Origin of the sequence: Brachyspira pulli (assembly GCF_036997785.1) — a bacterium.
Taxonomy (GTDB): Bacteria; Spirochaetota; Brachyspiria; order Brachyspirales; family Brachyspiraceae; genus Brachyspira; species Brachyspira pulli.
Genome location: NZ_JAWLQI010000076.1, coordinates 1 through 16,494, shown reverse-complemented (window position 1 = coordinate 16,494; position 16,494 = coordinate 1). Strand labels below are relative to the sequence as shown.

Annotated in this window: 15 protein-coding genes; 9 read left to right on the top strand and 6 right to left on the bottom strand. The window is 25.8% G+C overall.

The window, feature by feature from the left end; genetic code table 11:
• Positions 1–192 precede the first annotated feature (192 nt).
• The 4 genes from R4K56_RS13140 to lpxC form a co-directional block, all read right to left on the bottom strand.
• On the bottom strand, positions 193–750 hold the full coding sequence (locus R4K56_RS13140) for a hypothetical protein (protein WP_335772808.1): 558 nt from the start codon (positions 748–750) through the stop codon (positions 193–195).
• Positions 751–880: 130 nt separating this feature from the next.
• On the bottom strand, positions 881–1,516 hold the full coding sequence (locus tag R4K56_RS13135; RefSeq protein WP_335772807.1) for a hypothetical protein: 636 nt from the start codon (positions 1,514–1,516) through the stop codon (positions 881–883).
• Between the two features lie 600 nt (positions 1,517–2,116).
• On the bottom strand, positions 2,117–2,974 hold the full coding sequence (locus R4K56_RS13130) for a sigma-70 family RNA polymerase sigma factor (protein WP_335772806.1): 858 nt from the start codon (positions 2,972–2,974) through the stop codon (positions 2,117–2,119).
• 43 nt (positions 2,975–3,017) lie between these two features.
• On the bottom strand, positions 3,018–4,310 hold the full coding sequence (lpxC, locus tag R4K56_RS13125; RefSeq protein ID WP_335772805.1) for a UDP-3-O-acyl-N-acetylglucosamine deacetylase: 1,293 nt from the start codon (positions 4,308–4,310) through the stop codon (positions 3,018–3,020).
• Positions 4,311–4,545: 235 nt separating this feature from the next.
• On the opposite strand from lpxC, the gene glyS reads away from it, so the two are divergent.
• Both glyS and hemW read left to right on the top strand, forming a co-directional pair.
• Complete coding sequence (gene glyS, locus R4K56_RS13120; protein WP_335769796.1) at positions 4,546–6,639, top strand: glycine--tRNA ligase subunit beta; 2,094 nt, start codon at positions 4,546–4,548, stop codon at positions 6,637–6,639.
• A 515-nt stretch (positions 6,640–7,154) separates the two neighbouring features.
• Positions 7,155–8,285 (top strand): radical SAM family heme chaperone HemW, encoded by a 1,131-nt coding sequence (hemW, locus tag R4K56_RS13115; protein ID WP_335772804.1) that lies wholly within the window; start codon positions 7,155–7,157, stop codon positions 8,283–8,285.
• Here hemW and R4K56_RS13110 read toward each other — a convergent pair.
• A complete protein-coding gene (locus R4K56_RS13110; protein ID WP_297298234.1) occupies positions 8,277–8,576 on the bottom strand; it encodes a Trp family transcriptional regulator in 300 nt (99 codons plus the stop codon). The genes hemW and R4K56_RS13110 overlap by 9 nt on opposite strands.
• Before the next feature lie 183 nt (positions 8,577–8,759).
• On the opposite strand from R4K56_RS13110, the gene R4K56_RS13105 reads away from it, so the two are divergent.
• From R4K56_RS13105 to mnmA, 7 genes are all read left to right on the top strand, one after another.
• Positions 8,760–9,338, top strand: coding sequence for an ankyrin repeat domain-containing protein (locus R4K56_RS13105; protein WP_335772803.1), 579 nt, complete (start codon positions 8,760–8,762; stop codon positions 9,336–9,338).
• A 118-nt stretch (positions 9,339–9,456) separates the two neighbouring features.
• Complete coding sequence (gene dnaN / locus R4K56_RS13100; protein ID WP_335758110.1) at positions 9,457–10,584, top strand: DNA polymerase III subunit beta; 1,128 nt, start codon at positions 9,457–9,459, stop codon at positions 10,582–10,584.
• A 22-nt stretch (positions 10,585–10,606) separates the two neighbouring features.
• A complete protein-coding gene (locus R4K56_RS13095; protein ID WP_335759198.1) occupies positions 10,607–10,795 on the top strand; it encodes a hypothetical protein in 189 nt (62 codons plus the stop codon).
• Positions 10,782–11,150, top strand: coding sequence for a PIN domain-containing protein (locus tag R4K56_RS13090; protein WP_335772802.1), 369 nt, complete (start codon positions 10,782–10,784; stop codon positions 11,148–11,150). Before R4K56_RS13095 ends, R4K56_RS13090 begins: the two co-directional genes overlap by 14 nt.
• A 93-nt stretch (positions 11,151–11,243) precedes the next feature.
• Positions 11,244–12,311, top strand: coding sequence for a DNA replication/repair protein RecF (gene recF, locus R4K56_RS13085; protein ID WP_048593611.1), 1,068 nt, complete (start codon positions 11,244–11,246; stop codon positions 12,309–12,311).
• A 20-nt stretch (positions 12,312–12,331) separates the two neighbouring features.
• The gene (locus R4K56_RS13080) at positions 12,332–14,020 is read left to right on the top strand and encodes a BspA family leucine-rich repeat surface protein (protein ID WP_335772801.1); all 1,689 of its coding nucleotides are present in this window, start codon (positions 12,332–12,334) and stop codon (positions 14,018–14,020) included.
• Between the two features lie 521 nt (positions 14,021–14,541).
• Positions 14,542–15,600 carry a tRNA 2-thiouridine(34) synthase MnmA gene (gene mnmA, locus R4K56_RS13075; protein ID WP_335770635.1) on the top strand — a complete coding sequence of 353 codons (1,059 nt, stop codon included), beginning with the start codon at positions 14,542–14,544 and terminating at the stop codon, positions 15,598–15,600.
• On the opposite strand, the gene R4K56_RS13070 is transcribed toward mnmA, so the two are convergent.
• Positions 15,597–16,406: a metal ABC transporter permease gene (locus R4K56_RS13070; RefSeq protein ID WP_335757970.1), complete on the bottom strand. Its 810-nt coding sequence runs from the start codon at positions 16,404–16,406 to the stop codon at positions 15,597–15,599. The genes mnmA and R4K56_RS13070 overlap by 4 nt on opposite strands.
• Between the last annotated feature and the right edge of the window lie 88 nt (positions 16,407–16,494).

Genomic DNA, 16,494 nt, shown 5'->3' with positions numbered 1-16,494 from the left:
ACGAATGTCCTTTATACGCGACCGAAGGAAGCACTGTAAAGTGTACGGCTGATTATTTATTATTGTACAAAACTTAATAATTTATCTTACAATTAAAACATATCCCAACAATATTAAATAATATTTTATATTATAAAAAATTATAATTTACAAAATATAAAAATTGACAAAATATAGTTGTTTAGGTATATATTAAAATATTCCGAATTTCTTCTCTCTGAATTCTATTGTTGATAAAGAATTGTTTTGAGAATATGGTTCATCAAATTGCACTTTTACTGATATTGAGCAAGGTTTTGAAGCATCTATTTTAAATATAAAATTATTCTGATATGCTGCACTTTGATAAGATGTTCTTACTGAAACATTAAAATTAGTATTGCTGTTATTTAATAAAGTACCTTGATAAAATTTTACCTTATAATTAGAAGAATCTTCTGGTATTATAATATTAGCATTTATATAATCATTATCATATTCTTCTGGAATAATTGCTGTTATTGATACCATATAATATAAAGAACTGTCTATTTTAAATTTACCTGCCATTTCTTTAAACTCTTTTCCATTCAAACTGTATCTAAAAGAAGTAGATATATTTAAATTAGGAAGAGTATTATCTTCCATTTCTATTACTTCATAAACAATTTCTTCTTCAGCATTACTGTTATCTGTTGTATCTTGAGCATTAAGAACGCATGCAAATATTAATACAAATATTACAAATAATTTTCTTTTCATAAACATCATAAATAAACAGTCCTCTAAACATATATAATATTATGTATTATATACTATTTTTATAAAAATAAAATATTTTCTATAAAAAAGAAGGAGCTTTATAATAAAAAAGCCCCTTCAATATATAATGTTTTTATTATTATTTAACTTCTTTTAAAGTACCTTTCAAAGTTAAAGTATCATTTTCAAAAGTACCTTGTAAATCACCCTGCCAATAAGGTATACCGTCTTTAGCTTTATCAGTAACCATTTCTATATTTGCAAAATCAGTATCATTAGAAATTTGAGAAGTACTCATTTTATTATTATCCAAACCATAACCTATTTTAAATATTCCGTTAGTATCAGATTTTAATTCATAAACCCAAGGATAAACTGTAGGACCTCCGGCATGAGCATATCTTATAGTAATAACACCTGTTTCATCTTTAGTAACACCTGTTCCTGTAACTTTAGGACCATTAGTACTATCTAAAGTTTTTTGTGATATACCGTTTACCATACCATCAAAATTATAAGTTTGTGCTGGTGCTACACCGTATAATACAAAAAATCCTAATCCTCTTTCTATTTTATTATTAGCAAATTGTTTATTTTGGTATCTATAAGAATCCCAAGATTTAGTAGCTCCTGCAGGTGTTGAAGCTACTGTTGTCGCATCCACTTTAGCATCAATATTACCGTAAGTACCTGAAACTTTTAAATAGGAATTATCTGTTAATATATTATCATCATTAGCTTTTTCTCCAAATACAGCTTTAAAGTCTATATCCATAGTTCCTGCTGCTTCCTGATTACTTGTTTCTGTTTTACCGCATGAAAATACAAAAACAGAAATGATTAAAACAATAAATATAATTTTTTCATCTTCTTATCCTTTTTTATTTTTTCATATAATACAAATATTTTAATTTTTTTACAATTATATCAATGATTTTTTTTATATTTTTTACATACTCAAATAAAAATATTTTTTATTTACCCCACCCTTTAGACTTTAAATTTTTTATGATATTTTTATATTATTTTCTTTTTTATTTTTACTGTTATTTTAACTGCCCACCCAGAATTTTTTTTAAAATTTATTGTCTATTCACCGCACGCAGAACAAATCTAAAAATGTAGATATTATTGTAATTCAATTTTCATTATATTATAAATTTCGCTAACCGTGCGTTAAATAAATTTTCAATCTAATTAACATTTGGGCGGGTGCTGAAATTTCTAAATAAGTTATAAAGATAATTAATATTAAGGCCCAAAAGATAATTATTAAAGAATAAAGGGCGGGATATGTAAAAAATTATTTTTAAAATTGAATTTTTTTAATATTTTCTATACTAAAGATAAGTATAATATTTAATAATACGAAAAATTATTTTAAGAAATCTTTTAAAGAACTGTATTTTTGAGAATGCATTTTTCTCAGTGCTTTCTTCTCTATTTGTCTAATACGTTCTTTAGTGAAAGAAAACATCTCTCCAACTTCTTTAAGAGTTTTTCTTTCTTGATCTATACCATATCTGGCATTGATAATTTGTTTTTCTGTATCCGATAAACCTTCTATGGCAGTTTTTAACTCTTCCATAAGTTCTTTATTGATTGCTGTTTCTTCAACATTTTTAGATGTTTTATCTTCTATAGTATCAATAAGTCTGTCTTTCATACCATCATAATTGTATTCTCCTTCCAGAGAAACATGTTCAGTACTCATAGACATAATATGAAGTATATCATTAGGATCTTTATTTAATATGGCAGCGAGTTCATTAACATCAGGAGTGTATCCGCTTTTATAATAGTATTGATGCACTGTACGCTCCAAATCTACTAAATCCATAGCTTTATTAAGAGGCAGTCTTATAAGCCTTGATTTTTCATTAATAGCTCTTAATATACTTTGCCTAATCCAATATACTGCATAAGATATAAAATGATAACCTTTATCAGGATCAAATCTATCAGCTGCTATTATAAGTCCTAAATTTCCCTCACTTATTAAATCTTCTAATAATAAACCGCTATTTTTATATTGTTTTGCAATAGTTATAACAAATCTTAAATTACTTCTAATAAGTTTAGACCTTGCCTCTGCATCACCTTCTTTAAGCCTTTTAGTTAATTCTATTTCCTCTTCGCGGGTTAATAGATTTTCTTTCTTAGCATCAGCAAAATATAAGGATATATTATTTTGTTCTTCTGTAGTATTCTGTTTTAGTCTGCTATCTGCCATATATTATAACTCTTAAACCAAAAATTTAATTTCATATTTCATTTTATAAATACCTGTTTGCTAAATCATGCACAACAGAGTGATTAAAAGAATGTGATGATTTATTAGCTGTTATTTTAGCTTTTATTGGTCTTGATAAGATATATAAATCGCCAATTATATCTAAAATTTTATGCCTTACAAATTCATCTTCAAAATGTAATTTAGTATTTATTACTTTACCATCACATAATAGTATATGACTTCCTATCATACCACTTCCAGCCATACCCATTTTTTGTGCATAATCAATATTATCTATAGTATTAAAAGATCTAGCCCTTCCAACCTCTTGAGTAAATTGATAAAAATTCTCAAATCTGTATGTATATTGCTGTACGCCTATACTGCCTGAAAAATCTATACGTAAACTTACTTCAAGTCCGTCATAAGGGGAAAGTATTATATAAGTTTCATTATCGTTAACATTACCATAAGTTAAAGTTTCATCTATAACTATAGGTTCTATATAATCATCTTGTTCTACAAAACCAGCCTCTTTTAAAGCATCGCAAAATACTAAAGCAGAACCATCAACATTAGGTACTTCACCATCGCATTTTACTATTAAATTAGTTATTCCCATCATATGAAGTGCTGCTAAAAAATGCTCTGTTGTTTTTATATATCTATTTCCAGATACCAAAGCAGTAGAATTAACCGCACCTGATTTATCTTTTGATAAAATATTTTCAGGCGATAACTTTATATGAGTATTTGTATTAATATCAATAAATACTATACCCGTGTTTACCTCTGCTGGTACTAGAGTTAAAGCAGTTTTTCTGCCTTCCATTAAAGCAAAACCTCCAACAACAACACTTTTAGCTATTGTTCTTTGAGGCACTTTATATTTGCATTCGGATTTTTTATTTATATTTTCATTATGAGGAGATTCTGCATCAATATTATTATTGGCATGCTCCTCAAAAACTTCATCACAGCTTGATAATAATTTAGATATGCTTATAGGTTTTTCTAAAAAATCATAAGCACCCATTTTAGTAGCTCTTACAGCTGTTTCAACGCCAGCATGTCCGCTCATCATAATAACATAAGTAGATGGATATTTTTCTTTAATATGAGCTAATATATCAAGTCCGTCTACATTTGGAAGCCATACATCTAAAAATACTAAATTAACATTTTTACTTTCTAAAATTTTTTGAGCTTCATCATTATTTTTTGCTATATCTACTTCATATCCTTCATCTTCTAATATACTTTGACAAGTTGTGAGTATGTCTTCTTCATCATCTATAATTAATATATTTTGTTTCGTTTTTACATTCTGCATTTTAAAAATCTTCCATTGCATAAATATAGTATAATAATATTATAAAATCAATAGCTAATTAAATATTATCGTCAAATAAATAAAAAATTGTTTAAATATTATTATACCTAATATATAACCTTATATTTTACAAATAGTTAATAAAATTATAAATTAATAGCTAAAAAATATTGTTTTTTTTATACTATAAATGTACAATATAAGGCATTAATATATTAATATAAGGAATAGTAAGGTGAAAGATTTACTTATTGAAATATTGGTTGAGGAAATACCTGCAGATTTTGCCTATCCTGCAAGTATCAGTTTTAAGAAGATTATGGAAAACACATTAAATAGTAATGGTGTGAATTTCAAATCTATTATATCTTATACAACTCCAAGAAGATTATCTGTTCTTGTTGAAGATGTAGAAGAAAAGTCAAAAGATGAAATTATAGAATTTAGAGGCCCTTTATTTGAAAGTGCTGTAAAAGATGGTGTCCCTACAAAAGCTGGAGAAGGTTTTTTAAAAGCTCATAATATCGATGTTAATTCTATTAAAAATATAGATGAAAATGAAACTTTTGATAAACCATATATAAAAGAAGTAAACGGAAAAAAATATCTATTTGTTAAAGAAGAAAAAAAAGGTGTTGAAACTAAAAAATTATTTGAAGATGTATTAGAAGATATAGTTGCGAATATAGATTTTAAAAAGAAAATGAGATGGGCAGATAAGGATTTTGCTTTCGTTAGACCTATTAGAAATGTACTAGCATTATTTGGAAATGAAGTTATTAAAACTACTGTTGCCGGAATAGAAACTAATAATAAAGTAACTGGTCATAGATTATTATCTCCTGAATTTGTAGAAATTAATAATCCTAAAGATTATGAAAAAACTTTAGCTGAAAAACATGTTGTAGTTTCAAGAGAAAAAAGATTAGAAAATATAGTAAGTCAATTAGAAAGCATTGAAAAAGAACATGGATATGAAGCTGTTTCAAAGAAAAAAGTATCTGAAATTGTAGTTGATTTAGTAGAAGAACCTTATTTGCTTACTGCTGAATTTGATTCTAAATTCTTAGAAGTTCCTAAAGAAGTTTTAACAAGTGAAATGATAGAACATCAAAAGTACTTCCCATTATGTAAAAAAGATGGTACTTTAACTAATTTATTTGTAATAACTGCAAATCAGCCTAAAACTCCACAAATAATAGCTGGTAATATAAGAGTATTAACTGCAAGACTTTCTGACGGTAGATTCTTATATCAGGAAGATATAAGAAAAGGTATGGACGAGATGAATGAAAGACTCGACATGCTTATGTTTAGAAAAGAACTTGGAAGTGTTACTGATAAAGTAAAAAGACTTGAGAAAAATGCTGAACTTTTAATAACTCTTTTAGGTTATGAAAAAGATAAAGAAAATATACTTAAAGCTATTAAATATATGAAATCAGATTTAGTAAGTAATATGGTTTACAACTTCCCAGAGCTTCAAGGTATTATGGGCGGATATTTTGCAAAAGCTATGAATCTTAATGATGATGTTGCTTTAGCTATCAATGAACAGTACAGACCTTTATTTGCTGCTGATGAAATACCTTCTAATGATACTGGTAAGGCTATAGCTATACTTGATAAAATGGATAATATAGTAGCTGGTTTCTATGTAGGAGATATACCAACAGGTTCTCAAGACCCTAATGCTTTAAGAAGACAGGCTTTGGGTATTATTAATATACTTACAAAATCTAAAAAGCATGTTAATCTTAAAAAATTAATAGAAGATGCTATTAACTCTATGCCTAAAGATGCTAGAAATAATAAGAGCGAAGATTTAGTTAATGATATATTTGAATTCTTTAAATCTCGTTTTGAAAATGATATTGATTTTGCTAAAGATTCTGTTGCCGGTGTTCTTTCTACTGGTATAGATGATATGTATGACGCTTACTTAAAAATAGAAGCTATTGATGCATTTAGAAAGAAAAATGAAGAATTATTCTCTAATCTTTTAACAGTATTTAAAAGAGTTAAAAACATCATTAAATCAGCAAAAGATGTTAAATTGGACGAATCTTTATTAAAAGAAGAAGCAGAAAAATCTTTATATAATACTTACAAAGAAAAAGAAAATGAAGTAAGTAAATTAATGCAAAACAGAGAATATGAAAAAACTTTCTCTGAACTTGCAAGTCTTTATGAACCATTAGATAAATTCTTTAAAGATATTATGGTTATGGTAGATGATGAAAAAATTAAAAATAACCGTATAGCTTTACTTTCTTCAGTAGATAAGATTTTCAAGAATATGCTTGATTTCTCTAGTTTAGTAAAATAATAAAAAAATAATTTTTATAAATAAATGGGGTTTTATTGATAAAATAAAGCCCCTTTTTTATGTAAATAAATAATTATAATTTATACCTAAACAAACATATTTTGTTAATTTCTATATTTTCTAAATGTATTATCAACTTTTTTGCCGCGACTTCGTCAAAGTTGCTGCCTATGGCACGCATAGCGAAAAACGCACATACTATAGCTTAATATTTTAGGAATATGTATTAAACATGATATAATACCTAGTTTTATATTACACCTAAAGGTGGACTTCGTCAAATGCAGTCTTTCGCGTAGCGTATCCGAGTTTATCAAGGATATAAGGTTATTTTAGCCATACCTAAAGGAATTCCTTCGGTTGTAAAAGAACTGGGGGCTGCGTAAGCACACATAGTGGTGGGCAAAGTACTGCCAATAATTTTAAATTAAAAAAATAATTTTTGACAAAATCAAAAACTTTATATATATTTATTTCAATCTAAAAAATAAAACCATTAACAATTATAAAAAACTATGTCAGGACTTTATATACATATTCCTTTTTGCTCATATAAATGCAGCTACTGCAATTTCTATTCTATTGTAAATATGAATGATAACGATACATATAAAAAATATATAGAAAGTTTAATAATAGAATTAAAATTAAGAATACCTAATTATAAATCAGAAATAGAAACTATTTATTTAGGAGGAGGTACCCCTTCTATATTGGGTGCTGATTTATTAAAGTATTTGCTTGATAATATATTTGAAATAGTTAATAATCATAATAAAAATAAAAAATTAATAAAAGAAATAACGATAGAATCAAATATAAATAATATAGATAATGAATATATTAGTTATTTAGAAAGCATAGAAAATATAAGAATCTCTCTAGGACTTCAAACATTCAATGAAAAAAGTTTATCAATCATAAATAGGCATACTGATAAATACGACATTATAAATGCACTTAAATTAATAAATAATTCAACTTTAGAAAACATATCAGTAGATTTTATATGCGGGCTTCCTTTGAATACAGAAAATCAAATAAAAGATGATATATTATTTTCATTAGATTTGCTTCCAAAAATAAAACATATATCATTATACTATTTAGAATTGACTGAATCACTTCAAAAAAAATGGCATAATTTTCTTCCAAATGATGAAGAATCGGTAATATTTTATAAAAAAGCATCTGATACATTGGAAGGACTTGGATTTAAAAGGTATGAAGTGTCAAATTACTCATTGCCTAATTATAATTCAATTCATAATACTAATTATTGGCTTTTAAAAGATTATATTGGAATTGGGGTATCTGCTGTAGGCTGCTATAATAATGAAAGATACAATAATATAAAAATGTTAAAAGATTATTTTTATTCCATATCTAAACATCAACTTCCCCAACAACAGATTGAATATTTAGATATGGAAATAAAAAAGAAAGAATTCATATTCCTTTCACTTAGAACAATAAAAGGAATAGATATAAAAAAATATAATTACATTTTTAATGAAGATTTTTATCATCATTATAATAAAATTATAATGAATAATAAAGAATATTTTAATATCTCCATTGAATATTTATCTATAAAAAATTACTATTTTAATTATGTAGATGAGATTAGTTTATTATTACTGTGATTTACCTAAAGATTCTTGAAAGTTTTTGTCATTTATAAGATATTTGTCTACTATTACTGCTAAAGCACTGTCTTGTTTTTTTAATTCTTTTGCTCCTCTTGTTATTGAACAAAGGCTTGCATTAAGATGTTTTGCTATTTCATACTGAGGCATTTTCTTCCTGAGTAAGGTTACTATCCTAAGCCTTTGCTGTATCATGTCTTGTTCGTCCTTTGTAAAGAGTTCCCCTAAAAGCTTATTAATAAACTCTTCATTTGTTTCTGTTGCTAAAATATGAGCTAATAGTTCCATATTTATCTCCTTTTTAAAAACTTTTTTATTACTATTTAGAATACTACTGTATTAAGTATAGGATAAATAATAATTTTTTCAAGTAAATTTTATATATATTCTCAATAATGGATAATATTTTATTATTATTATATATATTACAAGTATATACGTATTACTGTTTATAAATATAAGGTTTAATTTATGAAAAAGACAAAGAAAAAATCAAGTAATAAAAAAAACACCACAAAAATTTCTACAAAAGAAAATAAAATCAATAATTCTTTTATCATAGTATTTTTAATATTTATAATATCAATAACTACGCTATATGTATGGTATAATAAAAAAAGCAGCAGTAATATAAAAAATATAAATGAAGTAGATGAATCAGGACTTACAATAGTAATGAAAGCGTTACTCAATGAAAATAAACAATTAAAACTTAATGATATAAAAAGACTTATAAGAGATAATAGAAAGAATATAGACTATAGAATAAGGGACAGTGAAAGCAAAACATTATTAATGTATGCTGTATTTAATGGAGATACTGAAATAATAAAGGATATAGCTAAATACAGCAATCAATTAGATGAAGTTGATAATAATGGTAGAACGGCTTTGCATTGGGCTGTATATTACAATCAATATGATGCTGTTGTAACACTAATAAAACTTGGTGCTAAAGATTATATAAAAGATAATTACTCCCTTACACCTATAGATATAGCACAATATGAAGGTTATGAAAAAATATATGAATATCTGTCAAATTTATAATCAAATAATTAATTATTTTTTTAGTATATTGTAAAAAATATTTTTTAATGTTAAAATTAAATAATAAATATTGTACATTTTAGAAATTAATAAAAATAAATATAAAAAAGAGGAAGCAATGAAATTTAGATGTTTAAAAAAGGATATAGTAAAATCTATTGGTGTAACAGAAAATGTTGTTGAAGGTAAAGTAATTTATAATATAGAAAGCAATGTACTTTTTCATCTTTCCGGCAATATGCTTACATTAACTGCTACTGATGGTTCTGTTTGGGCTAGAAGCAGAATAATACTTGATGATTGTGAAGGAGAAGGTGCTGTTGCAGTATATGCTAAAAAGATAAGCTCTATATTAAAAGAAATGCCTGACGGACTTATTACAATCAACGTTGAAGAAAATGAAAAAATAAATATAGAATCTGAAAACGGTAAAACTAAACACTTAATCATCGGTATGAAAACTGATGACTTCCCTGCTTATCCTGAAAGTGATGGAGATATTAGCTATATAATGCTTCCTACAAAAGAATTAGTTACTATGATTAACAAAACTATTTCATCTATAGCTAAAGAACCATTCAAACCTGCATTAAGAGGTATATGTTTCGAGAAAACTGATTCTAAATTTCTTGCTGTTGCTACTGACGGAAGAAGAATGGCTGTTATAGAAAGAGAATTTGAAGGTGTAGAAAATGGTTCTTTCTCTATAATTATTGAGCCTAAAGTATTAAACGAAATACTTGTTACTGCTAATTATGATGAAGTAGAACAAGTAAAAATGGGTGTAGACGGTCAGCAAGTTTATTTCCAAATCGGTAAATATGATTTCGTATCAAGCCTTATAGAAGGAAAATATCCTAATTTCAGACAAGTAATTCCAAAAGAATTCGCTTACAGTTTCAGAGTAAATAAAAATGACTTACTTGATGCTATAAGACGTATCGTTCCTATGATTAATGATGTACGCTCAAAAAGAATGATATTAACTGTTTCTGAAGAATCTTTAAAAGTAAAAGGTATTAACCAAGAGATGGGAGAATCTTTAGAAGAAATCGACATAAAATATTCAGGCGAAGAACATTCAGTTGCTTATAACTACACTTATATACAAGATGTTATAAAACAAATTGATTCTGAAATAGTAACTTTCATGGTTAATAAAGATTCAAGCCCTACTATGGTAAAAGAGATAGAAAGAGAAGATTATTATTATATCATCATGCCAATGAGTATAGGTGAAGAATAATTTTATTTCATAGGAAATTCTAATGGAAATTTTAGATTTGTCCGTATTAGATAAAGAATCAAAAAAACAGATAATAGATTTTTATGATTTATTACTCAATAAACAAAAAAAAGATATAAAAAATGATTTAAATAAATTTAGCGGAAGTTTAAAAATCTTAGAAAAAGATCCATTAGAATTCCAAAAAGAAATAAGAAATGAATGGAAATAATATATTACTTGATACAAATGCGATTATATATTTTTTAAACGGTAAATTTTTACTAAATAATGAATATAATATATTTATATCAATAATATCTGAAATAGAATTACTATGCTATCCAAAAATAACTTCAGCAGAAGAAAATATAATAAAAGATTTCCTCAATAACATTAATATCATAAATTTAGATAGCTATATAAAACATGAAACCATTGCAATAAAAAGAGAAATTTCAATAAAACTTCCAGATGCTATTATATTAGCTACCGCCAAAGTAAATAATTTAATTCTATTAACTCAAGATGAAGGCATATTAAAATATAATGGATACAAAAATATAGAAATTAAAAAATGTTTCTAATAACACATTTTCATTATAATAAAAACACTACTATTTTTATCACTTTTAATATATAATGTCTTTCACTAATAAAACAAAAGGGCTTAATTACAAATGATACTTAAAGAACTTACATTGCGTTCTTTTAGAAATTATAATGAAAATATATTTGAATTTTCTGACAAAATTAATGTACTTTATGGTCATAATGGCTCCGGCAAAACTAATATACTTGAAGCAATATATATGCTTGGAAATGGAGTATCATTTAGAACCAGACTTGACAGAGAACTTGTAAAAAATGGTAATGATAATTATTTCTTACGCGGTGTTTTTAGAGAAGATGAACTTAATTATGACACTAATATAGAAATAGCATATCAAAAAAAAATAAAAAAAGTATTTATAGATAAAAAAGAAGTATCATCAAGAAAAGATCTAATAGGAAAAATACTTTATGTTATATTCCTTCCCAATGATACAGACTTGGTAATAGCAGAACCAAAATTAAGACGCGATTATTTTAATATGCTTATATCAACAATATCATTAGAATATTTACAATGCTTAATCAAATATAACAAGCTTTTAAAAATGAGAAATATTTGTTTAAGTACAAAGCCTAATGAAGCATATATTTATAATAGCGACATGGCAAAACTTTCAATTTATATAGCCAATGAAAATAAAAAATATTCTAAAATTTTAGAAGAAAACATGAATGAAATTTATAAAAATATATTTCATAATGAAAACCCTTATGCTATAAAATATCAATCTACAATAGAAGATATAAATAATGAAAGCGAATATATAAAAAAACTAGAAAGCACATTACAAGAACAAATAAGAATGCGTACAACCTATTTCGGCATACACAGAGCAGAGTATCAATTCTTCTATAAAGATTCATTATCAAAGAAATTCTCATCACAGGGCGAAAAGAGAATGTTTACACTTATAATGAAATTGGCAAGTGAAAAAATATTATCAGAGTACAGGAAAAAACGCCCTATTCTACTAATAGATGATGCTATGCTTGAACTTGATAATACAAGACGCGATAATATACTTGAATATATAAAAACTTTGGGACAGGTATTCATAACAGTAACAGAAAAAGAAAAAGTAAAGAACTTTGAAAACGGAAAAGTATTTGATATACCAAATATAAGAATGTAAAAATTATAGAGGATCTAAAAATGAAATATAAACCTCAGGCAAAAGATGAATTAAAAGAATTGTTAAAAGATGAAAATATATATTTAGGCGATATTAATACAAGTTTAATAACTGATATGAGTGCATTATTTTTTAATAATATAAGAGAAGATTTTTCAGGTATAGAAACTTGGGACGTTTCTCATGTAACAAGTATGGGCGGAATGTTCAAAAATGCAGTTAATTTTAATCATAATATAAATAATTGGGATGTATCCAATGTTACAGTTATGTCTGATATGTTTTGCGGTGCTAAAAGTTTCAATCAGCCTTTAGATAAATGGAATACTTCAAATGTTAAATACATGATGGAGATGTTTAAGAATGCTGAAAATTTTAATCAAAATATAAATAGCTGGGACGTTTCTAATGTGGAAAGTATGAGAGAAATGTTTTACGGCTGTATAATATTTAATGAACCTTTGGATAATTGGAATACTTCTAAAACTGACTGTATGAACGGTATGTTTTTTGGAGCTTCAAGATTTAATCAGCCTTTAAATAATTGGGACGTTTTTAATGTAGAATTTATGGATAATATGTTTGAAAGAGCTTCTAATTTTAATCAGCCTTTGGATAATTGGAATACTTCTAATTTAAAAAATATAATAAATATGTTTTATAATTGCTCTTCATTTAATCAGGATTTAAACAGTTGGAAAACAGAAAAAATAGAATATATGAATCAAGCATTTCTTAATGCTTCATCTTTTAATCAGGATAATATTAAAAACTGGAATTTTAAAAATGTTAAAGAATTCGACAGAATTTTTAATAATGTTTCATTGAATTTAATTTTAAAAATATATTCTTTTCAAAGCTCAAAGTCTGCTATATCAAATCTTGAAAAAATTATAAGTAAATTTGATAAAAAAGAAGTTTATAAAATCGGATTAAAATATAATAAAAAATCTGTAGCTGATATTCTAAAAAAGTTAGAAAATACTTGTTATGATGAATTAAAAGAACTCGTTGATAGTAAAGAAGAAATTATAAAGGAATATAAAGAATTAGAAAAATCAGAAAAGAAATTAGAAACAAAAAAAGATAAAAAATATAGTAAACAAACTAAAATGTATCAGCCAAAAAACAAAAATGAATTAATAAAACTAATAGCAGAGAAAACAAAACTTGATAAAATAGACACTTCTTTAATAACAGATATGAGTAATCTTTTTAAAGGTTCTAAATCAAAAAAGTTTGACGGTATAGAAAGTTGGAACGTATCTAATGTAGTGAATATGGAAAGTATGTTTGAGGGAGCATCAGGTTTTAATCATAATATTGAGAGCTGGGACGTTTCAAAAGTAGAAAATATGAGTTATATGTTTAAGAAATGTAAAAAGTTTAATTATCCGCTTAATGATTGGAATGTGTCATCAGTTGTTAATATGGAAGGTATGCTTTCTAATTGTGAAAGTTTTAATCAGCCATTAGACAAATGGAATGTAAGTAATGTAAAAGATATGTCTAAAATGTTTTATTATACTAAAAATTTTAATCAAAATATTAATGACTGGAATGTATCTAATGTAGAAAATATGAGCTGTATGTTTCAAGGAGCTGTTAATTTTAATAGTGCTTTGGACAAGTGGAATATATCTAATGTAAAATATATGTCGTTAATGTTTTGTTTTACTAAAAGTTTTAATCAGAATTTAGAATCTTAGAAGTTAGGAAAAAATGTTAGTATGAAATATGCTTTTATTGATTCTCCTATAGAAAATAATCCTCCTTTTTGGTATAAAAATTAAAAGTTATTTATACTGGATTGTAATATACTTTATAAATTATATATACTAAAAATTTTTAACTTTGTCAACAGCTAGCTCTACCTCAACAAGCTCGGTACGCTTCGCGAAAACGCAATTACTAGAACTTTATATAAAAAATATATGTATGAAATATAGGGTATAACCTAGATTTAGACTAAAAATGCAGTTTTTTTGGTTCTTTTATACCAATAAAAGAACTAGGGTCTGGGGCAAAGCCCCAGATATAAAAACAAAAATATAAATTTATTTTTGACAAAATATAATTGTTTAGGTACATACTCACAATTTTAAAGTTTATGTTTCTTATTTTTCTATTTTTCATAATTAGCATATAAAAATAATATAAATATGAAACTAATTTTTTACAAAATTTCTAATTTTTAGTATATAATATAAAAAAATAAAAGGAGTGTAGTATGCAAAAAATAGCGGTTGGAATGAGTGCAGGAGTGGATTCTACTACTACAGCAAAACTTTTAAAAGAACAAGGAAATGAAGTATTCGGAGTTACAATGCTTCTTTGGAATGGAGATAAGAGAGCACCTTTAAGCGGTTCTTGTTATAGTCCTTCCCAAGTTAATATGGTTGAAGAATGTAAAAAATATGCTCAGGCAATAGGAATAGATTATTATGCTTTTGATGTTAGTGAAATATTTCAAAAGAAAGTTATAGATTATGTTACAGATGCCTATAAACATGGACTTACTCCAAATCCATGTATTATGTGTAATAGTGAAGTAAAATTTGGAGCTTTATTTGAGGCTATAGAAAAACAAGGTTTGGAATTTGATAAATTTGCTACTGGGCATTATGCAGGAATAAGATATGATGAAAAAACTAAAAGATATCTTTTATTAAGAGGAAAGAATTTAATAAAAGATCAGTCATATTTTTTATACAGACTTACTCAAAATCAATTATCAAAAATAATGTTTCCTATGCATGAAAATACTAAAGAAGATACAAGAAAAATTGCAAGAGAATATAATTTAGATGTGGCAGAAAAAAGTGAAAGTCAGGATTTTTTTGCTGGAGAGTATCATAGATTATTTGATGAAGATAAAGAAGGTGAAATAATAAATATAGATACCAATGAAGTATTAGGTCATCATAAAGGCGTATGGCATTATACAGTAGGTCAGAGAAAAGGTTTAGGAATAGCATATAAAGAACCTTTATTTATAATAGCATTAGACAGCAAAACAAATACTGTTTATGTTGGAAATAAAAATCATACTCTTGTTAATGAAGTTAATATATATAATGTTAATTGGATAGTTGAACCAATACAAAAAGAATTCGAGGCTTTAGTTAAAACTAGAAGTGCCCATAAAGGATCTATGGCAAGAGTTATACCTATAGATGAAAATACAATAAATATAAAATTCCTTGAACCTACAGGTATAGTTGCTAAAGGTCAATCTTGTGTATGCTACGATAATGATGTAACTATATGCGGAGGAATAGTTTATTAATATTTTTTATGAGGTATAAAAGATTTTAATAATATTATAACTACAAAACTTATTATACTTATTAATACAATGGTTGCTCCTGGTTTTAAGCCTTCATAATAAGAAATAAATATACCTAATATAGTAAAAAATAAATTAAATAATACTGCATATATAATAGTTTTTTTATAACTATTAGCTACCTGCATAGAACAGGCTACAGGAACAACCATCATTGATGAAACTATCAATGCTCCTACAGCTCTTGCTGATATTGATACAGTTACAGCGGTTAATATAGTAAAGATAAAATTTATTCTATTTACTGGAACTCCGGAAAGTTTTGCTAATCTTTCATTGAAAGTGATATAAAATATTTCCTTATACAAAAATATAAAAATTAGTATAGATATTGAACTTATAAATATTACTAATTTTAATTCAAAGTCACTTATAGCAACAATACTTCCAAATAAAAAACTGTTGAAATTAGAATTATTAGCAACAAACCCGGAAAGAAGACCTGCAATGCCTATAGATAAAGACATTATTATTGATATAGACATTTCACCATATTTAGATATTTTCTTTCTTATAAACTCTATGGATAAGGCAGCAAATATACAAAATATAATAGAAGCTAGTATTGGATTTATATTGAATACAAGCCCAAATGTAACACCGGCAAGCGAAGTATGCGATATAGCGTCGCCTATCATAGAAAGTCTTTTTAATACTACAACAACTCCTATACAAGGTATAATAACAGCAAGCATTATACCTACAATAAAAGCCTTACGCATAAAATCATATTGAAATATTTCCATATATTTTTCCAAACAATGATTTAAATTATATAAACGATCATTATATAGTTAATTTGTATAAAATGAAAGTTGTAAAATTAATAATTAT